Annotated in this window: 15 protein-coding genes; 4 read left to right on the top strand and 11 right to left on the bottom strand. The window is 41.6% G+C overall.

The genetic code is table 11. From position 1 onward, the window contains the following. Positions 1–9: 9 nt before the first annotated feature. The 4 genes from BW986_RS00300 to BW986_RS00285 all read right to left on the bottom strand — a co-directional run bounded on the left by BW986_RS00300 (position 10) and on the right by BW986_RS00285 (position 5,461). On the bottom strand, positions 10–1,305 hold the full coding sequence (locus BW986_RS00300) for an MFS transporter (protein WP_076364076.1): 1,296 nt from the start codon (positions 1,303–1,305) through the stop codon (positions 10–12). A gap of 135 nt (positions 1,306–1,440) precedes the next feature. Then, complete coding sequence (locus tag BW986_RS00295; protein WP_260320476.1) at positions 1,441–2,685, bottom strand: iron-containing alcohol dehydrogenase; 1,245 nt, start codon at positions 2,683–2,685, stop codon at positions 1,441–1,443. 109 nt (positions 2,686–2,794) lie between these two features. Beyond that, on the bottom strand, positions 2,795–4,000 hold the full coding sequence (locus tag BW986_RS00290; protein ID WP_076364072.1) for a hydroxyacid-oxoacid transhydrogenase: 1,206 nt from the start codon (positions 3,998–4,000) through the stop codon (positions 2,795–2,797). An 18-nt stretch (positions 4,001–4,018) separates the two neighbouring features. Further along, on the bottom strand, positions 4,019–5,461 hold the full coding sequence (locus BW986_RS00285; protein ID WP_076364070.1) for an aldehyde dehydrogenase family protein: 1,443 nt from the start codon (positions 5,459–5,461) through the stop codon (positions 4,019–4,021). A 598-nt stretch (positions 5,462–6,059) separates the two neighbouring features. Here BW986_RS00285 and BW986_RS00280 point away from each other — a divergent pair. From BW986_RS00280 to BW986_RS00270, 3 genes are all read left to right on the top strand, one after another. Next, positions 6,060–6,725 (top strand): GntR family transcriptional regulator, encoded by a 666-nt coding sequence (locus BW986_RS00280; RefSeq protein WP_076364068.1) that lies wholly within the window; start codon positions 6,060–6,062, stop codon positions 6,723–6,725. A gap of 82 nt (positions 6,726–6,807) precedes the next feature. Further along, positions 6,808–7,860, top strand: coding sequence for an ureidoglycolate dehydrogenase (allD, locus tag BW986_RS00275; RefSeq protein WP_076364066.1), 1,053 nt, complete (start codon positions 6,808–6,810; stop codon positions 7,858–7,860). A gap of 464 nt (positions 7,861–8,324) precedes the next feature. Next, the gene (locus tag BW986_RS00270) at positions 8,325–9,593 is read left to right on the top strand and encodes an ATP-binding protein (protein ID WP_076364064.1); all 1,269 of its coding nucleotides are present in this window, start codon (positions 8,325–8,327) and stop codon (positions 9,591–9,593) included. A gap of 78 nt (positions 9,594–9,671) precedes the next feature. Here the strand turns inward: BW986_RS00270 and BW986_RS29450 are convergent, their stop codons facing one another. The 5 genes from BW986_RS29450 to helD form a co-directional block, all read right to left on the bottom strand. Next, a complete protein-coding gene (locus tag BW986_RS29450) occupies positions 9,672–9,923 on the bottom strand; it encodes a hypothetical protein (protein WP_142244506.1) in 252 nt (83 codons plus the stop codon). A gap of 553 nt (positions 9,924–10,476) precedes the next feature. Then, positions 10,477–13,647 carry an ATP-binding cassette domain-containing protein gene (locus BW986_RS00260; protein ID WP_076364060.1) on the bottom strand — a complete coding sequence of 1,057 codons (3,171 nt, stop codon included), beginning with the start codon at positions 13,645–13,647 and terminating at the stop codon, positions 10,477–10,479. A gap of 449 nt (positions 13,648–14,096) precedes the next feature. Further along, positions 14,097–14,228, bottom strand: coding sequence for a small, acid-soluble spore protein L (gene sspL / locus BW986_RS00250; RefSeq protein WP_034304091.1), 132 nt, complete (start codon positions 14,226–14,228; stop codon positions 14,097–14,099). Between the two features lie 139 nt (positions 14,229–14,367). Next, complete coding sequence (locus BW986_RS00245) at positions 14,368–14,604, bottom strand: hypothetical protein (RefSeq protein ID WP_076364058.1); 237 nt, start codon at positions 14,602–14,604, stop codon at positions 14,368–14,370. Positions 14,605–14,683: 79 nt separating this feature from the next. Further along, a complete protein-coding gene (gene helD, locus BW986_RS00240; protein WP_076364056.1) occupies positions 14,684–17,020 on the bottom strand; it encodes an RNA polymerase recycling motor HelD in 2,337 nt (778 codons plus the stop codon). A 402-nt stretch (positions 17,021–17,422) separates the two neighbouring features. Here helD and BW986_RS00235 point away from each other — a divergent pair, with 402 nt between their 5' ends. Then, positions 17,423–17,680 carry a zinc ribbon domain-containing protein gene (locus tag BW986_RS00235; RefSeq protein WP_076364054.1) on the top strand — a complete coding sequence of 86 codons (258 nt, stop codon included), beginning with the start codon at positions 17,423–17,425 and terminating at the stop codon, positions 17,678–17,680. Between the two features lie 425 nt (positions 17,681–18,105). On the opposite strand, the gene BW986_RS00230 is transcribed toward BW986_RS00235, so the two are convergent. Beyond that, positions 18,106–19,026 carry a response regulator gene (locus BW986_RS00230; RefSeq protein WP_076364052.1) on the bottom strand — a complete coding sequence of 307 codons (921 nt, stop codon included), beginning with the start codon at positions 19,024–19,026 and terminating at the stop codon, positions 18,106–18,108. Then, positions 19,023–20,294 carry a sensor histidine kinase gene (locus BW986_RS00225; protein ID WP_081395451.1) on the bottom strand — a complete coding sequence of 424 codons (1,272 nt, stop codon included), beginning with the start codon at positions 20,292–20,294 and terminating at the stop codon, positions 19,023–19,025. The genes BW986_RS00230 and BW986_RS00225 overlap by 4 nt, the downstream gene beginning before the upstream one ends. Positions 20,295–20,416: the final 122 nt, after the last annotated feature.

The raw sequence follows: 20,416 nt of genomic DNA, 5'->3' as shown, positions 1-20,416 counted from the left end.
ACAAAAAGATTAGAGTCCTGAAACTTTAGTTCCCCCGTCAATGTCCGTGTTAATGGAAATCCTTTCATTTTTAAGCACGAAGGTATACCCCACAGCAGCAATAAGGCAAATGACTACAGGTATGATCAGGGCTATATTGAAATTATTGAACTTCGCTATTAAGATCCCTGTTGCGACTGGAGCTATCCAGCCAGCGAGGTTCCCCACGAAGTTTTGCAGCCCTGCAAGCTTTCCTTCCGCACCCTTTGGAGCAACATCCGAAACAGTGGCCCAGAGAATGCCCGCAGCCAATCCTTCACCGCCGATTGCTATTGAGATATACGTAAGTGCCATTAGGGCGCTGTCTGTATAGATCGTCGGTATAATAGCTAATGGAAAAAGCATGCCTATGGTTAAAATAGTCTTTCTTGCTTTGATGGAATTCCAGCCTCTTTTAATCAAGAAATCTGACAACACCCCTCCTAGAATATTTCCCAGAAAGGACATGATCCAAGGTAGCATCGTGAAAAATCCGGCTTTTAAAAGAGTCATTTGCCTTTCGACTACAAGATAAGTGGGAAGCCAGGTCATCATTAAATAAGTAAGATAGTTATGGGCAAACAAGCCATATAACATAGGGTAAACACTTCTAAATTTTAAAAATTTAAATGGCGAGATGTTTAATGTCGTCGCTTTTTCGGTTTGAGTTTGCTCCTCTTTGATATAGGCTACTTCGGCCTCATTTGCAATCTTACTTTGCTCTGGATGGTTTTTGAAAAAGAATAACCAGAATGCCAGCCATACAAAACCGATGGAGCCAATTACCACAAAGGATGCTTGCCATCCCCAAGTCTGGATGATCCATGCTAAAATGGGTGTCGTTATGCCAATCCCGATAGCTGTACCGGAATTAAAAATCCCGTTTGCAATGCCCCGTTCGTGTGACGGCAGCCAGTCTGAAATAACGCGCGTATTGGTCGGAAACGCTGGAGCCTCTCCGATTCCCATTAAAACGCGAATACCGATCAGTCCGCCAAGCGAACGTCCCATTCCAGTAAACACCGTACAGAGCGACCACCAAACAATGGCAATCGAATACGTTAACCGTGCCCCCAATTTATCAACGATTACCCCGACCGGGATTTGCATTAAGGCATACGACCAAAAGAACGCTGACCCCAATATCCCGAATTCGACTGCCGAAAGCGAAAGATCCTTCATCATCGAAGGTCCTGCAATGCCAAGAATTGCCCTATCCATATAATTGATTGTTGTTGCGACGAAAAGGAGTACCACTACAAGCCATCTTCCATTGGTCTTTTTCATACGTCACCTCATTAGAAAATTATATTCAGGTAGAAAAAATGCTGCGGGAAATCCATATTTCCGAAAAAAGTTGAAAAGGGGAAACTGATTCAAAATCCCTAGAAAATTCCAGGTGATTGTCGAATGTAATGATTTTTATACATTCACGATGGCCGTTACTGAACTTTTGGCACTGCTTGCATTGCGATTACCATTATTAAAACCTTCAAAATCCCCCTCATAAGCCTTCTCTATAATCAGTTGGATATCCGATGCCTTCGTCAGCCTTGGATTAACGACCACGTTACCGCTTCGCATGGAATCTTCCACTAATTTCGGCAAAACGTCCAATGAGACTCCAAGTTCTTTAATATTAAGAGGAATATTCATGCTCCGATTCATTTCGATGATGGTTTCGATTGCTTTCTCGGCTGCTTGCGCATTGGATAAACCGCTTACATCCATTCCTAAAGCTATTGCAATTTCTCTATACTGATATTCACATGCCGGCAGATTGAATCTCATGACGAATGGCAAAAGTGCTGCATTTGCGATGCCATGCGGGATATTAAAGACTCCTCCAAATGTATGGGAAATGGCGTGTACATTACCCAATCGGGATTGTGAAAAGGCTGCACCAGCTAACAGGGAGGCTATAAGCATGTTTTCCCTGCTTTCTATGTCCGTTCCCACAAAGTACGACCTTGTTAAATTTTCACCGATCATCTTAATGGCCTGCATAGCGAAAGCCTTGCTGACAGGGTTGGCAGATTTGGAGGTGTAAGATTCAATTGCATGAGTCAGAGCATCCATACCAGTTGCTGCAGTGATCTCTTGAGGCAAATTTAATGTAAGGGCAGGATCCAATATAGCTAGCTTTGGAAACAGAAGTGAACTAAGTACTCCTAATTTAAAAGAGGTGTCCTTATTCGTTACCACTGTCGAATTAGTAGCTTCACTGCCCGTTCCAGCCGTAGTCGGGATTGCTATGATAGGGAGCGGATGGTTGGAAATCTTTCCAACTCCTTCATAATCCAGGATATGGCCGGGATTAGTAGCCATTGCAGCGATGCCCTTTGCTGTGTCAATGCTGCTTCCTCCGCCTACAGCCAGAACCGCCTCCATCTTTTGTTGCTTAAGATACACTGTACCCTGGTGGATTGTTTGAGCTGATGGATTAGGCTCCACCTCATCGTAAATCTCAAAATAAAGGTTTGCCGAAGCAAGGGATTTTACAATGCCTTGTAAGAGACCGGCTCCTCTAACCCCTTTATCTGTTACGATCAGCACACTCGATACACCTAAATCCTTAATTAGTTCCCCTGTTTTTCCAGATATTCCGTTACCGCACTCCACCCGTGTCGGCATACTATATGTAAAAGGCAAAAGAGACATTTTCATCTTCCTCTCCATTTATATTCTATTAGATAGTGAAACCCTTTCGGCCCCGGTCTGCAGATCCATCATGAATGACGCTTAACCCTCCAGGGACACCATTCCTTCAAGCAATCTATAAAGCTTTTCTAAGTAATTCTTCTAAACTGTGCTGGGTTGGAACTCTTGGGTTATTCCGAATCAGGCGATCGATTTGGAGGGTCTTCTCAGCAATTTCGGGAATATCTTCTTCTTTGATCCCAATCTCCGTCAGCTTTGTAGGCAGTCCAATTTCCCCAAGCAGGGAAAGCACAGCTTTTGAAGCAGCCAAAGCGGCTTCCTTATCGGAGAGGCCATTCGAGTTCACATTGAATGCCTGGGAAATCCTCACCATTTTTTCTGTTTCTACAGTTGCATTATATTCCATGACATATGGAAGCAAGAGCCCGGTCACCTCTCCATGCGGTGACTTCACTAGCCCTCCGATTGGGTAGGCCAATGCATGGGCTGTAGCTGTACCTGCATTTGAAAAGGACATTCCTGCAAGCAGGCTGCCCATTAGCATATTGGAACGGGCCTCGAGATTGCTTCCTTGCTGCACAGCAAGCGGCAGGTTTTTTGCAATCAATTCAATAGCTCTATAGGCGAGTGCATCGCTTATGGGGATTGAACCTTGAAATAAAATGTTTCCTTCTGCCTGGATGTATGCAGAAGGTTTGGCTGTGTATGCCTCTATCGCATGTGACAGAGCATCAATTCCGGAACAAGCTGTTACATAAGCGGGAAGCCCTAACGTTAATTCTGGATCAAGCAGAGCAACGGTTGGTCTTAGGTAGTTATCTGAGATACCAACTTTTAGGTTATTTTCCAAATCGGTCAATACCGCTACTGATGTCACTTCCGAACCGGTTCCAGCCGTCGTCGGAATCGCTACAAGAGGGGCGATTGGTCCGGGAACCTGGTTTTCCCCGCCATAATAGTCCAGGGGATGTCCACCATGGGCGACCAACAAGGCGACGATCTTGGCCATATCAATGCTGCTTCCTCCGCCAAGGCCAATTACTGCATCAATATCCATTTGAGATTCCGCAAACTTATAACAGTCCATTGCCGAATCTACAGGCGGCTCCGGTACGACCTGGTCATAGATAACTGTTTCGTAATTTGCTTGCTCCAACAACGATGAAATTCTATCCACGATACCAGCGTTTTTGATCCCTGGGTCAGTAACGAGCAAAATGTTTTTCGCCTTTAACCTTTGCAGGATTGAATCCAATTGCCCGATCGCACCGTTTCCAAATACGATTCTTTCGGTAGAATAAAAATCCCATGTGTTTCTCATATCCCTTACCTCCAAAGTCTATAGATTGATGACGACAAGTTTTTCGTCTGTCATCTCTTGCATGGCATAGTGCGGTCCTTCTTTGCCAATTCCGCTGTCCTTCACGCCGCCATACGGCATGATGTCGGCACGGTATGTAGAAACATCATTGATGATCACACCGCCAAAATGAAGTTCCTGTGTTGCCCGCATGGCTAAAGTGATATCGGATGTAAATAAACCAACTTGTAAGCCGAACTTCGTATCATTGGCCTGACAGAAAGCCTCCTCGATGCTATCGAAAGGAATGATGCTGATCACCGGTGCGAACACTTCCTGGCAGACTACCTTCATTTCCGGTTTCACATCTATTAATATAGTAGGTTCCAGGATCGATTCCCTCCTTTTCCCTCCATATACCACTTTGGCCCCTAGACTCCCAGCTTCCTGAATCCATTCCTCCGCACGCCTTGCTTCCTTCTCGGAAATCATGGGACCAATGTCCGTGGAAGGATCTGCAGGATTTCCGACCTTCAAGCCCTTCGCCACCTTGACTGCCTTCTCCACAAACACATCGCAGATATCTCTATGAACGTAGATGCGCTGCACAGAGATGCAGGCTTGCCCTGCATTCACATACCCCCGCGTGACACAGAGCTCAACTGCTCTGTCTAAATCAGGGACATCCTTGTGAATGATATTTGGGGAGTTATTCCCTAATTCCAAGGTAACCTTACGAATTCCCGTACTGCTCTTAATGTGCCGGCCTACGCCGGGACTCCCTGTAAAAGTGAACATCGCAATTCGTTCATCCTCCAAAAGGTATTGACCTGTTTCCTGCCCAAACCCGTTGACCACATTGAGGAAACCTGCGGGCAATCCAGCTTCGGAAAAGATTTCTGCTATCTTGCATGCAATGAGCGGCGTCATTTCAGCCGGCTTCAAAACGATTGTATTTCCCGCTGCCAACGCAGGAGCCACCTTGTGGATGGTGAGATTGAACGGGAAGTTAAACGGGGTGATCGCACCGATTACTCCAACAGGAACCCGGATGGTGAAAGCCATCTTATTGTCGTTTCCAGACTGCCCCAAAGGAACGCCCGTACCGGCAATCCGTTTTGCTTCTTCAGCTGATGCAATCATTGTTTGAATTCCTCTATCGATTTCCCCTCTGGCGTCCTTCAATACTTTACCGACTTCCCGAACCAGAATCATCGCCAGCTCTTCTTTTCTTTCTTTCGCGATTTCCGCTGCACGCATTAAAATCTCGTAGCGTTGACCGGAATCTAGCTTTCTCGTATTAAAGGTTTCCAATGCATTGGTCACCGCTTCAGAAACAATTTCGCGGGATGCCCTGCCAATCTGGGCAATTTCTTCTTTATTATATTTGTTCATAACAGCGATTGTATGTTGATCGGATATCCATTGCCCATTTATGAAATGGCCATAAAATACATTTTTTCTACTAAGCGATGTGCTCATTGAAGATTCCTCCTTTGAAAAATAACGATCACATTTTTTCACTTCACAGTTATTTCTGCTAATAGATGGAATAAATTCAATCAGGAAAACGCTTCAGGTAAAGCGCTTTCATTTCAAACTTATAATTTTGTCTGCCTATCAATACTCTTTAGCAAACTGTTTATCTCATAGAGTCCTATTTCAAAAATCATATGTAATCGTTTCCGAAAATATATCACATAATATACAATTATGTAAATATTTAAAATTAAAAAGATTCAGTTTATTATTTAAAAACATTGATATTACAGCGTTTTTAAGAAAAAATAATAAATATAGATTAAATATTTCATAATTATTTGAATGATTTTATATATAATTTCTCCAAATTCTATCAAATATCATATATAATTATCAGTAAGGAAGATATATTTTTACAGCTTTCCAGCAGACTAGTCGGTCTCTTCCAAACTGTCTATTCTTGATATCAATATGGATTCACCTTATCTTATTGATAGGGTAAATACGTTTTAAGTTACTTCAGATATAATTTAAGTTGTTACACCAATATACAATAACACTTTTTCTCATAGAATTTTTTCAAGTTAGGGGCATTTCGATGATAAAGGAAAAAGAACGCGGAGAGACAACGGAATATGTATACAATTTATTAAAGGAAAAGATTTTTGAATGGGATTTATCGCCGGGCCAAAAAATCAACATCAGCCATTTAACCCGGGAAATCAACATTAGTGCCATACCTCTCAGAGAAGCATTGTCTCGTCTCCATTCCGAGAACTTAGTTGTTTTAGAACCCAATAAGGGGTATCGCGTCAGTGACATATTAGATGCGGAAAATATGGCGAAAATGTTAGAGGCCCGGATTTTACTGGAGACGCATGCGGTCCGGAATATGATCCGCTTAAATAATGTAAGCGCAACGGAAGAAATGGCCGCGCTTACAGATGAGATGTTTTCCACAAACACAGGTGCTTCCAACAAAAAAATACTCGATTTCACTCATTTAGATCAACAATTTCACCACGTCATCATGAAAGCTGGAGGAAACTCGTTTTTATATGAAGCGTATAAAGGCATGCACTGCCATCTTCATATAGGCCGGTTTTATCATGTCAAAGGTGAGATCGACCAAAAAGACGCACCATCGGAACATATGGAAATCATTGAAGCCATCCGGACAAGGGATGTATATAGAGCCGAGATTGCAATCTCCAGCCATATACAAGATTCCATAGATCGTTTATTGGAGAGAACAAAGAGATAATACTTGGAAGCTATCGAGGATTAACTTCTTCTGATATCAGTAACGGATTTGAAAACATTTCATTTTCAGGGGGGCGGTATGGTTGAAAATCCCAAAGGAAACTTTAAAAAACTTGATCAAGACTAAACTGCACAAGGCAGGCCTCAAAGAAGGACACGCTGACATCGTGGCTGATGTGCTCGCCTTTGCAGATGCAAGAGGAATTCATTCACACGGGGCTATCCGGGTTGAATATTATTCTGAGAGAATCGCCAAAGGCGGCATCAACACCAACCCTAATTTTACATTCGAAAAAACTGGACCAAGTGCAGGCGTGTATCATGGTGATAATGGCCCTGGTCACGTTGCAGCAAAACTAGCGATGGATGAAGCGATTGCAATTGCAAAAGAAACAGGCGTTGCATTCGTTGGGGTAAAGAGAATTTCCCACAGCGGGGCTCTTTCCTACTTTGTTCAACAAGCAGCAAAAGAAGGTTTGATTGGAATTTCAGTTTGCCAGGCCGATCCGATGGCAGTCCCGTTTGGCGGTTCGGAGCCCTATTACGGAACTAACCCCATCGCATTCGCCGCTCCGTCAAAAGATAACGAAATGATCACTTTTGATATGGCGACCACAGTAAAGGCTTGGGGAAAAATCCTCGATGCACGTTCAAAAAACGAATCAATCCCGGACAACTGGGCAGTGGATCAACAGGGTGAACCTACAACGGACCCTTTTCAGGTCAATGGATTATTGCCGATTGCCGGCGCAAAAGGATTCGGGCTAGCGATGATGGTGGACATTTTATCCGGCATTTTATTGGGACTGCCCTTCGGGAACCGGGTCTCTACCCTATATGGCGACCTTTCCCAAGGCCGTAATCTTGGGCAGCTGCATATTGTCATACATCCGGGATTCTTCACAAACTCCGAAATATTCAAGCAAAACATTTCCCAGACAATGGCTGATTTAAGCGGGATGAAGCCAGCACCCGGATTCGATCATGTTACATATCCCGGTCAAGGGAGTGCTTCAAGGGAAAAAGAAAGTGAACAAAACGGAATCGAAATTGTTGATGAAATCTATAACTATCTCACTTCCAACGTCATTCACAGTGATAACTATGGGAACAAAGATCCTTTTGCAAGTAAATGACCGAAAATTTAAACTTCATTAGACTATTTAATTGCCATTATCTATTTTCACTCATTTAAACTCAATTGAATCACACTTTCGGCTTTTGCTTTCAGCAAAGCTGGAAGGCATTCCACTACGTTAGAAAAGAGAAAAAATGGGAGTGAAGAGGGATTTGTATCATTATTGGATGGCAATAGACATTGAAATTTATTGTCTCACTATTTAACCATGTTGGAAAACCATTCTATGCTAATCCTTTCTTCCATGAAGTTTAACTTCTTCATTCTCCACTTCATCCATCCCTATAAAACAATCTAACGACAAACTTTCTAAATAAATACATTTTCTTAAATAGGCGTTATTAAACAACTCTTTTTTTGAATTTAAATGTCTTTTTGTAAATAAATTACTTTATTAAGATTCTCTTTTTTACTGTTATTCTTGTATAATAAACGAAACGGTTACTTTTTCAGGAGAATCCAATGAATTTTATTTATATTAATCAAAACATATTAGATAACCTCTTTTATATCTTGGTAAGTATTTTGATTTATTATTTTTTATTAGATCATGGCAAAAGGTTAAGTCAGTATGGCAAGACCCTTATTACTGCATGCATGAGCATTCCTATTATATTATGTATGAAGTTTCCTATTTATATAGATGAATATTGTGTCCACGATCTCAGGCAAATTCCTTTTATAATAGGGACCCTTTATGGTGGTTGGCCTGTAGGGGCTGCCCTGTTAGTCATCATATTAACTTTTAGGTTTGCTTTTTATGGTTTCAATTTCCTTACGTTAATTGTTTATATCGTTATCTTTATTATAACGGCTTTATTTTCTTCCAAATTCAATCATTTCAATCGAAAAAATAAGCTAAATGGCTCGATATTATTAATTTTGTTTCTAGGAATACTGACCAGCCTTATTTCACTCGGTATGTCTGATTATTTTCATATAACGGAGGCGTATTTGTTTTACTTTATCATCCTCCCTCCTTTCATTATCGCTTTAGCTGTATATATCATGGAAATTTTAAAAGATGCCATTTTAATCCGGACACAAATGATACGGCTTGAAAAAATGGAGGTAGTCAGTCAGCTTGCGGCCAGTATTTCACATGAAGTTAGAAATCCTTTAACAGTTGTGAAAGGATTTGTTCAACTGCTAAAGGCTCCTGATCTTACTCAAGAAGTAAAGGAACAATATATACAGCATGTTGTCAGAGAGCTTAATAGTGCAGAATCCATTATTAGTGAATATTTAGCTTTTGCAAAACCTGCACTTGAAAAAGTGGATACCATTTCAATTAACCGTGAAATAGGATATGTACTTGAAATGATAAAACCATTGGCCAGCATGAATTTAGTTACGATATCTGAACAGTTGGCTCCAGGCATTACCAGGGGGAATACTCAACATTTCAAGCAATGCTTCCTGAACCTGATTAAAAATGGTATAGAGGCAATGCCTGACGGCGGGGAACTTAGCATTGTTTCCTATATAAATAATTTCGATATCATTATCGAAATAAGTGACAATGGAATAGGCATGAACAAGGAACAAATAAATCGTTTTGGCGAACCTTATTACAGTTCCAAGGAAAAAGGGACAGGGTTGGGATCAATGGTAGCTGTCAAGACCATCCAAACGATGAATGGCACACTTCATATAACTAGCCTTTTGAATAAGGGAACAACGATTTCAATAACCCTTCCCGTTTATCAAGAGGATTATTCTGCAAAATAATAAAAAGTCCGCCATTTACGGCGGACTTCAGACTGTAGACAAACTCGATGAAAACTCAGTTTGCCTGCAGTTTTTTATTTAAAAAGTTGAGATGATTTCAGAAATCCGCTCCCTTTCCGTCGACTGCCTGCCAAGCCGCATCAAAGCAAGCGCCTGTGGGGTCTCGGCTAGCCAGTTATTCGGCAGGAGTGTCGCAAATTTCTTCAATCCAATAAGGATTACAGTAAAAAACGATAAAAACCGGAGCACTTTATTCGACCAGCTGCACTGTCTTGGGCCATTGACGCAGTTTATCGACCTAAGCCACATAGTATTCGGCCGTTCACGCACAGTATTCGACCTTCACTCACTATTCGGACTCTGAACCTCTTTTATATTCAAACAGAAGTCCGCCATTTACAGCGGACTTTTAGTTTGTAGACAAAAGGGGTTTTATCTAAATTTTAAAACAAAGTTGATTGGAACGGAGGGTGCGAGACTCCAGCGGGAAAAGCGTGTCGAAGGGAGACCCCGCAGGCGCAAAGGCGCCGAGGAGGCTCCCGGACCGCCCGCGGAAAGCGAGTGCCTGGAGTGGAAATCAACGTTTAAATTGTACAAACCCTTATAAAACTGTAGACAAACTCGAGGAAAAGCGAATTTGCCCGCAGTTTTTTTATTTAAAAAATACTGGTGAATTTCAGAAATCCGCTCCCTTTCCGCCGACTGTCTGCCAAGCCTCCTCACCGCAAGCGGCTGTGTGGTCTTGGCAAGCCAGTAATTCGGCAGGAGTGTCGCAAATTTCTTCAATCCAATTAGGATTACAGTAAAAAACTTGAAAGATAATCCAGTCTTGTTTAAATAATTTAGATGGTACCCCTTCTGTTTAATAGAGTGCTGTCATTATTTATTTTTTCTGTTCAAGGCATTGATAAACCGCCATCATATCTCGTTTGTTCAATTCACGAATCCGGGCGAAGATGGGGATATCGGCAACGGCCTCGGTACGTTCACTTTCAGCCACAACATCGCTTACTTTCCCTGTCAGCCAGGTCTGGACGTTGATGTCTTCGACGATCGCTTTACGCCCTTCATCATTGATGCCACTGGCATGACAGCTCACACACGGTATCGTTAATTTATATACGCCGTCATGGAGGTTATCTTCTGAAATGACTTTCTTGCCATTACAGAATGGGCATTTATGACTTGCTTTAATTTTATTGATTTGGGTAACGATTTTTTTGTAGCCAAATGTTTCATAGACATAGGTTAGTTTTTTGTATTTGCCATTGGTGAAGTATTTATCAATAATGGTTTCTCTTGTTTCGTTAATATCGGCAAAGTCACAGACGGTGATCTGGTTTTTGCTGCTGATCGCTTCGAGATTGCTTTTGATGCTGCCCCAGAATGGCAGGGTATTTTGTAAAGCCACTTCATAGCCGACGAAGCTTGCTAGTTCGAGCTCTAGCATTTTCAACGCCGCTTTTGTTTCACGTGGAAGGAATGAGACATCATCAGTGAGTGCGATATCGCCGCCCACAAGCGCTTTTAGTTTTTCCAGTTCCGGCAGCTTCCCTACAATTTTGATGACTTGATCAATTGGCTGTTGGATGATCTCGCGAATGTCTGTATCACCAAATGTCAGTTTTTTATGATGGTTCAGGATCGTTCCTTGACAGACTGGACAGGCGATCATTTCTTTTGATTCTTTCATCTGCTCTTTAATGATCGATTTCGATATGAACATATAACGTCCAATGATGAAATTGAAGCCTTCCCAAATTCTTGATGCCTTGCCTGCTTTATCATAAAAGGACTTTTCCCAATACCCATATAAGAAGGTCTGCTTTTCTGCATCTGTCATCTCATTATAGCTTTTACTAATGTCGTGACCGAGTTCATTCTTGATCTCATCAAACAGGAATTGCAGTTTTGAATGTTGATAATATTTCAGTACTTCCATCACGTCTGGATGTAATAAGCCATCCCAGAATGGCACGTTTTTGTCTTGAATGACAACATCAAAGTCAAATTTTTCAATGACTCGGCGGCCCGAACAGCTTGGACAATGATTTTCTGCAGAATAGAAATCAAAGCTTCTTGTATCTTTATTGGTCGGATGTGCAGCGACTATATGGTTGATCATTCCGCCCACTTCATAAAGAAACGTATATTGGCTGTACAAGTGCCGTTCAAGATCGATGGCGATCACAGGTGCAATCGTGTCTGACTCGTATTCACCATAAATCACACGAGCGATTGGTGATAAGCTTTTTAAAATGCCGCCCTTATAGACGTTCTCTGCCTTTTTGAAATAGTCTAGATGATTTTCCTGTAAATAATTGATGCCATTTTTTGACCGAAGTGTGGAAGAGATATGCAATGGCTCCGCTCGATTCCCACTGTCTTTGTGACGATAATGCTCATCATGACTGACAACGTCAAGATGTTGAACAGGTGCAAGCTGTCTTTTACCGAAATCAACGATATAATCCGAGCTTTCCAGCATATAACCATTATGTTCAATCATGATGATGGAGACCGATTCATCCTCGAGGATGACCCTGACACTATCGATGAATTGGTTCAAAATGTTTTGCGATAACCCTTTTGAAGGCTCGTCAAAAATGAACAGCGTGTGTGGGTTTCTTGTCTTCGCGAACAGCTCGGAAACTAAGTGGACACATTGAAATTCACCTGTCGATAGGGTTTGTGTTTTTCTTTCTAACGTCAAATAACCAAGCCCAAGTTTGATCAATAAGTTCAAGCGTTTATGGGCGATGTCCTCCTTTGGCAATTCTTCGATGATATCTTCAATCGAACGCAGAAAAATATCATCAATTTCATCACTGTATTTGGTGAGTTTCTTTTTAATATCAAGAAACGTCGCAACGGTTGATCGGCTTGTAATCGATTTGTTTCGGTCCTGCCCGACCATGACCAGCTTATCCTTTGGATACCGCTTCTGAAAATCCTTGGAGATACATTCATTGACAAGTGTAGATTTACCGCATCCCGACTCACCTGTAAAGGTAACGAGCCTATTCTTGGGAATCTGGATTTCCTCCATTTGAATATTGCGGCAGTATAGATCTTGAAATTGATAGTATTCCGTTGGCGTCGCTTCATTTCGTTCCCAGCTGATTGGTTTTGGACGCGGTGATTCCTCAACGATTTTCCCGCCATATTTACCGCTGCCAGGTCCAAAGAACAATTGTTCATCCGTGCTATCTAACACCGTGTCTGAATGATCTATGAGCCAAATTTGATTTTTATAGCCTAATTGCTCAATCTGTTCCAAAATTTTCAATAGGGTTTGATGATCAAGACCGACGGAGATTTCATCAATGATGATCACGGTATTTTCACTTGTTGCCATGAATTCGGCCAAATACAGCCGGGTTAATTCTCCCCCTGACACTGTCCCCATAATTCGGTTCAAGCCTAAATAACCAATATTCATATTGATTATATTTTGGAGAATATGTTGTTTAGCTTCACTAATATGTAATGTCTCTGCGAGTGAAAGGATTGTTTCAATGCTTAAGTTGTTGATATCGGAAATAGTATGCGGGCGATCTAATAATTCAATGGTATATTGCTCGACGTCTTGATTGTAGCGTTTCCCCTCACACTTAGGACACTCGACATTTTTCGTCGTACCGCGTCCTTTACAGCTGGGACACCACCCTAAGGCATTATTAAAGGAAAAAACTTCCGGAGAAAGATTGAATTTTTCAGCAAGACAAACACGAATCTCTTTAAACACACCAGTATGTGTGCCAATGGTTGAACGGGGATTGGCTGAAATGGATGATTTGCCGAGAAAAAGGACCAGCGGCATTTCTTCCATCTTGATGGCGCTGAAGTTTGTTTCCATAATATTAGGAAATAAATACTGATATTCAGACTTCGGCAATAAGGAAACGAGACGCTTCTTGGATTCTTCCCCAATGGTCTGACAAAAAGTCGTTTTCCCGGAACCGGATAACCCAGCAATTCCTAATGATTGATCGTCTGGTATTGCAGCATCCAAATGGTTTATATTGTTCGCTATTAATCGATTTATTTTCATTTGTAACTCCTCTCCATTTTATTAAGCTCAGTCTTTCATATTAGCACAGCGACAAATGTATTTGGTACTTTTTTAACGGTAGCTCCATCCTTCTATTCTTTCACATTCCACTGCTCCAAAAACGTATGATTCATCGACAAAAACTTTATAGATTATGGCTCTTTTCGTAAAGACTGTTGTTTTGAAAACGAAACGATTTAAGGTTGATTGGAGTGGAAGTGCGAGACTCCTGCGGGAGCAGCGGGACAGGTGAGACCCCACAGGCGTTTACGCCGAGGAGGCTCACCGCCCGCCCCGCGGAAAGCGAGCATCTGGAGGGGAAATCAACCACACCACATTACTTGGTAAAATGGCAAAAAAGTATGCGAAAACAGCCTAGATTATAAAAGCCCCTCTCGATATGAGAAGGGCATTCTTTATGAAGTATGACTATATTTTGCCCAATGCGCTTATTTTGTATTGGACTTTTTTGCCTTGTTTTCAAGATCGCTTTTTGGCTCAGTGGAGAATTCCACATCTTTTCCGTGTCCCTGCGGGTTAACACTTGGTGCGATGCGACCTCTTCCTGTCTTTTTACTCATTTCCTTCACCTCCAAGTATATTATGTCCGAACTGTTATAAATTAAAAACGAGGTCGTTTCTATAAAGATCCCCCCAATAAAAAACCTGCATAGAACTAAAGTCTACACAGGTTTCAAAACAGCTGTTTGTTGGAAGGACCTACTTTAAAAGACGAGTGTAATTGAATGTGTCCTTGTTCTGAGGAATATCGGGATTTTTTTTCCCGGCAGGCTGTACCGCTCTTCCTGTATTTCCGCTATAGCCCTCTTCCACGGGCCCTGGATAATGATAATGACCATCATTAACTGATTGAGTTGTTGATTCACCAGTCGTCTGGCTTCCTCCCGTGTTCACCCCATCGAGCCTTACGGATTTGTTTTCTTTCTCGTTAGTCAAACCGTCTCCTCCTTTTCTAAAGATTCTTTTATAGTATTTGATAAAAGGACAATAAAATTAAAGGAGAAAAAAGGAAGCGTTAATCTGTCAGAAGGAAACGCTTCGTTGCATCGTTTTGCAAGAAAGGACTCGGTTCGCCGACCGTATATAAATGTAAGTTATGCATAGCCCTGGTACATGCGGTATAGAACAATCTTCGCAGGCTCTCATCACCGTATGTTTTCACAGATGCATCATAAATGATGACAGCATCAAATTCGATGCCCTTGGCCAAATAAGCTGGAATGACAACAACACCCTGTTCATATTCATTTGTGCCTTTCCGTACGAGTTTAATTTCACCGTGGATACTAAGGGCATCGTATGCAGCGGCACTTTCGACAGCGGATTTACATATTATTGCGATGGTATTATAATCACGACTTTGAAAGTCCTTGACTTTAGCCACGATTTTGCGGTGCAATTCATCTCGGCTGGACACTTGAGTCAGTACTGGCTTCTCGCCTTCACGTTCGAATGCCTTAATTCGATGGCCTTCAGGAACTAGTTCACGTGTAAATTCTATAATCTGCTTTGTGGATCTGTAGCTTTGATCCAAGGTTATACTCTCGGTTTCACTTATCCCGTATAAACTGGTAAGAGTCTGGAAATCCACCCGTTCGCTGGCATGAGCAAATATTGCCTGGTTAAAGTCACCGAGCACGGTCATCCTTGCAGAAGGAAACAACCGTTTCAAAAACTCGAATTGAAATGGAGAATAATCCTGTGCTTCGTCCACAAGCACGTATTTTATAGTAGAATTCGTCTGAAACCCTACAATTAGTTCCTTCAGCAGCAAAAATGGAGTCGCGTCTTCGTAATGCAGTTTACCTTCGTCCAGCATTTTTTGCGTTGATAAACATATATCCCTTTCGACAGGTGTTTCACCATCATGCCACAGTTCATTCCGTATTTGTTCGTCAAAGAGTTGCTTGTATATTTGCTTAATATTGATAAAATGAAGTGCTTTTACCCGTTTGCGTAACGCCTTCAATTTCTTGCGAACAATCATACGCGCAAGCATTTTATGCTCTATCTCATAATCATCAAAGGAATCTTCACTATGGCCCCGTTTTTTCTCTAAGCGGTTGTATACCTTTTGATAGTCTTCTTTGCTAAGGTACTCGATTTCCTCCTGGACCCAAGGTTTTTCCAACTCAGACTTTTCCGTTTCATCAAGAATCTCACATAACCACTCTTTCAACTTTTCAACCCTATTGTGAAAACGTAAGGTGGTGTCTGTGTTATAAAATCTTTCTGAGATTTGTTTGGCTGAGACAAGCGTTTCCCCTCGGAACTTTAACCCTCTAAAGATCATTCCAGATCGTTCCAGTGATTGCCTGTATGTTTTGATGATCTCAAAGAAGCGAATCGATGCCTTAAATTGGATGCTCGCTGTCCTGGTGCTATAGGATGGATCATCCGCTGCAGTCAATAAAAACTCCAATTGATCATAAGGATCCTCCACTTGAAACGAGTCAGTCAGACGATGATCCAAGTATTCCTGGAATGTTACCTGCTGCATATTCTCTTCGCCAAGTTCGGGCAACACATTGGATACGTAGTTATTAAACATTGAGTTAGGAGAGAATAAAATGATTTGGTCGGCTTTAAGCCATTCCCGATTCTTGTAAAGCAAGTAAGCGATCCGTTGGAGGGCAGCTGATGTCTTGCCGCTGCCAGCGGCACCTTGAACAATGAGCAGACGTCCGCGATCGTTCCGGATGATCCTGTTTTGCTCCCGTTGAATGGTGGCCACAATACTGTGCATATGCTTATCCGTTCCCTTGCCAAGCACCTGCTGCAGTATCTCATCTCCAATGGTGAGACTCGTATCGAACATTGATTCGATAACGCCTCCCTTGATGATATATTGCCACTTTTTCTCCAGCATCCCTGAAATTACGCCTCCGGGAGTAGAGTATTCTACTGGACCGGGAGGATAGTCATAATAAACACTCGAAATCGGGGCCCTCCAATCGTAGACAATGAAGTTTTCTCCTGTTGTATCAGTAAGGGTGGAGGTCCCAATATAAATATGTTCCGTAAGGGCAGACCCTTCTTCAGTGATATCGATCCGGCCGAAATAAGGCACTTCCTGCATGCGGCGCAGTGTTGACAACCTCTTGAAGGAATATCTATATGCACCTTCGCTTTGAGACAAGTCTTGAGCCTGCTGCCTTAAGCCAATGATGGTCTCGAGGTAATCATCGAAAGTATCCATATTAACCTTGAGGTCATCCCAAAAGTGTTTACGGATATTAACAACTTCTTTTCTGCGCTGGGAGGTTTCTCCTTCAATTTTGCCGATTTGTTTCGTAATTGTTTCCATCACCTCATCCAAACGTTCTTGCTCCTGCCGAATTTCATCGTTCATATCAGACACTCCTTCAAAAAATAAAAATAGGGGTTGACTAGAGGTGAGTTTTACCTTATACTTATAGTAAGGGGTAAACTGTTTTTGGCTATTGATAAATGTGTTTCTATACTAATTTAACACAATTTCTGAATGATATCAATGTATATTGCACAACAGTTGCCATAATAAATCGTCATTTAAAACTCTAATTTAACATTTTAAGCCATAACCAGTTGAGCGAGTAGCTTGACTGGTTATTTTCATGACTATTTGAAAAGCTGAATGCTTCACTAGTCCTGCCGCAACGCCCACATCAACGGTTGAATCGTCGTTTCGATGACATGTGATACATATTGTCTTGACTTCATTTTGTTTGTTGGATAATGTTTAGGATAAAAACTTTTTACAGGAGAATTTATAATGAAAAAATATAAAGCATGTCAGAGTTGTGGAATGCCGCTATCTAAAGATGAACTAGGTGGAGGAACTGAAAAAGATGGCAGTAAAAGCATTAAATATTGCAGTCATTGTTATATGAATGGTGAATTCACTCAAAATATCACTGCGATGGAAATGCAAAAATTCGTTCAAAATCATATGATGGAAAATATGAAAATGCCCAAATTTATTGCTAAGTTTTTCAGTAGGGGCATCCCGAAGTTAGAGCGATGGAATTAGTCAACTATTAGGAACGAATGAACTTTTTTATCTTCTTTCTTTAGATTTGAAAGAAGGTCGTACCGTTTATTAAAAAGGCTGTTTTCGCATACTTAGTTGCTATTCACCAAGTAATGCGGTGTGGTTGATTTCCCCTCCAATGCTCGCTTTCCGCGGGGCGGGCGGTGAGCCACCTCGGCGTGAACGCCTGTGGGGTCTCACCTGTCCCGCTGCTCCCGCAGGAGTCTCGCACTTCCGCTCCAATCAACCTTAAATCGTTTCGTTTTAAAAACAACAATCTTTACGAAAAGAGCCATTAAAAAATACGAAGAAAAAGCGATAAAGACAAATCCATATAAACAGATTTGTCTTTTTGTTTCTTCCATTGAAAAATATGAAAATGTTTTTGTGAATTTTCAATCTATTCAACTTGTGTTTCTGGTTTATTATTTCATCATCTGTCTTGCTTCCATAAACAGCACTTGGATAAACTTTTTCATGTTATTACGGCTCTGGCTGCTTACTTTATTGCTTTTGTCTTCTAGCTCCAGCATTTTTTTGCGGACTTCCGAGAAATCAAAAAATGTGGATGAATAGGCTTCGAATTTTGGATTCATATAATCCGTCAATCCTAATGAAGCGATATGGATGAGGGCCTGGTTAAGAGCGCGGCGGACACGCTGCTCAGAGGCTTTCATTTCTTTCTGGATTTCGGCCTCTTTCGCTTGATCTCCCAGCTTTTCAGCGGCAATACCCGCAAAAATGTCCTTTAGATATGGAAACGTATAGGCGGAACCGAGTCTTCGCTTTTCATTTTGAAGGAATCCTAAAATGTTTAGTAAATCCTCGCTTCCCCCTTCGCCAATCATACCTAAATCGGAAATTAAGGAACGTCCGGCTTCCATAATATTTTTTGTATGAGAGGAGGACACTTTCGAAGACTTCGGGCGGCCCGTAAACACGTTCAACGATTTTTGAATGCCCTGGATCGATTGATCCACCAGTATTCGCTCGTTCACTTTGTTTAATATGCATGAAATTTCAACTTGGTTCAGCGGTTTTGTAATGTAGTATTCCGCCCCTAATCTATACGCCTCTCCTATCAGTTCTTTCGATTCCACTTGCGAAATCATCACAAACTTTCCTTGAAATCCATCAGCAAGAGCTCTGATCGTTTCAATTCCGTCCCTAATTGGCATGAGCAAATCAATTAGGACAATGTCTGCTTTTTTAAAAGACAGTAATCCATTATTCACTGCCGATCCGTCTTCTGCTTCTCCCACAACTTTGCCTAAATCTTCATCTTCAATCATCTCTGTCAGCATTCCTCGAATGGCAGGATCGTCATCTATAATGAAATAATTCATCTCGTTAATCCTTTCTCCATAATCGCATCAATCGGAATTTCTACGATGAATACGGTTTCTTTATAGTTATTCATTAACCTGATTTGTCCTCCAAATTTTTCAACAGTTTGTTTCACATACGATAACCCGATTCCTGTCGAAGGGTTTCCTGCCTCATCGAATTTCTTTGTGTATCCTGCTGTAAAAATGACTTCCTTCTGCTTGGGTGCAATACCGGGTCCATTGTCACTGATGCAAAACTCCGCGAATTGATCTTTCCTTTTCACATGCAGTGATACGTATCCCTCATCTTTGATGGCTTCCACGCTATTTGCCAATAAATTATTTATTAATGATAATACCATATATACATGGTAGGGCGGATGGTCACCATCTATATGCAAGGAAAATGAAATATCTTTGAGAAGGGACTCTGCATATCGTCTATTGGACACGATCATGATGTTACCAAGCTCTTCGATATTCATGTATTCCTGCAGGTTTTCGGAAGACATGAGTTCCGATAGCCCCGCATAAATCCGCTGGTTATCTTTTTTGATTTCATGCACGAGACCGGCAATCTGCAACGCCGTTTGCGCATCGCTTCCATTAGTCCCCTCTGATTTTAATCGACGGTAAAAGTCATAACAAGTGCGGGTGATTTCTTCCGCATTTTGCATCGTTTTCTTCAGTTGAACCGATTCTTCATACAAACTTGATATGAAAAGCAGCATTTGTTCCTTTTGCATCCGCTGCTCCGCTTCTGCGAATTTTGCTTCTCTCAGCTTTAATATATTAAAGAAGCCGAGAACGAAAAAGCTTCGAATAAAGGCGATTAAAACGAGTTGGTCGATGGCTAGCAAGGGTGTGTCCTGATTCGCCAAGAAGGAACGGATGCCCATTTCGGATACACTTGCTAAAAGCTCGATCAATACCCCTAAAAGCCCGATCATTAAAGGCTGATCGTGGCGTTCGTTCAATTTAGTCTTATGAAATGCGAACGCGTAAATGAAATAATAGAAAAAGGCGGGAAAATGAAGATACATCGCTTCCTCAACAGATATGTCCCGTATTCCGACAGCCAGTGAAAAACGAAAAACAAACACACTCATCCCCGTTAAAATGCCTGCAATAATCGGGTGGATCCCCCTCCCCCATAGCAAAAACAAGAAAAAGACGGGAGTTCCCAAACTGACTCTGAATGTACCGTCGAATGGATAAAACTTGAATTCACCCGCAAGAGGCACCGCAATCATAATCAATAATAATATCCTTATACTCTTTTTCAACACGGTCCCTCCCCAGTCGCTTTATAAAAACATAACACTGAAATGCTAAAAAAGAGAGAGGGATTTTAACTGAAATTTTTATTTTTTCTATCACTTGTAAATATCAGTAGGTTTCAGTAGGT

The organism is Peribacillus simplex (assembly GCF_900156045.1).
GTDB lineage: Bacteria > Bacillota > Bacilli > Bacillales > DSM-1321 > Peribacillus > Peribacillus simplex_D.
Note: the sequence above shows the minus strand (reverse complement) of the source record. Positions and strands in the feature narration are given on the sequence as shown.

Bases quoted from the DNA above. Each gene is read 5' to 3' on its own strand.
- BW986_RS00295 (WP_260320476.1), bottom strand. From the start codon at position 2,685: ATGAAAATGTCTCTTTTGCCTTTTACATATAGTATGCCGACACGGGTG.
- sspL (WP_034304091.1), bottom strand. From the start codon at position 14,228: ATGAGTAAAAAGACAGGAAGAGGTCGCATCGCACCAAGTGTTAACCCG.
- BW986_RS00280 (WP_076364068.1), top strand. From the start codon at position 6,060: ATGATAAAGGAAAAAGAACGCGGAGAGACAACGGAATATGTATACAAT.
- BW986_RS00290 (WP_076364072.1), bottom strand. From the start codon at position 4,000: ATGAGAAACACATGGGATTTTTATTCTACCGAAAGAATCGTATTTGGA.
- BW986_RS00285 (WP_076364070.1), bottom strand. From the start codon at position 5,461: ATGAGCACATCGCTTAGTAGAAAAAATGTATTTTATGGCCATTTCATA.
- BW986_RS00230 (WP_076364052.1), bottom strand. From the start codon at position 19,026: ATGAATTATTTCATTATAGATGACGATCCTGCCATTCGAGGAATGCTG.
- BW986_RS00300 (WP_076364076.1), bottom strand. From the start codon at position 1,305: ATGAAAAAGACCAATGGAAGATGGCTTGTAGTGGTACTCCTTTTCGTC.
- BW986_RS00235 (WP_076364054.1), top strand. From the start codon at position 17,423: ATGAAAAAATATAAAGCATGTCAGAGTTGTGGAATGCCGCTATCTAAA.
- helD (WP_076364056.1), bottom strand. From the start codon at position 17,020: ATGAACGATGAAATTCGGCAGGAGCAAGAACGTTTGGATGAGGTGATG.
- BW986_RS00270 (WP_076364064.1), top strand. From the start codon at position 8,325: ATGAATTTTATTTATATTAATCAAAACATATTAGATAACCTCTTTTAT.
- BW986_RS00260 (WP_076364060.1), bottom strand. From the start codon at position 13,647: ATGAAAATAAATCGATTAATAGCGAACAATATAAACCATTTGGATGCT.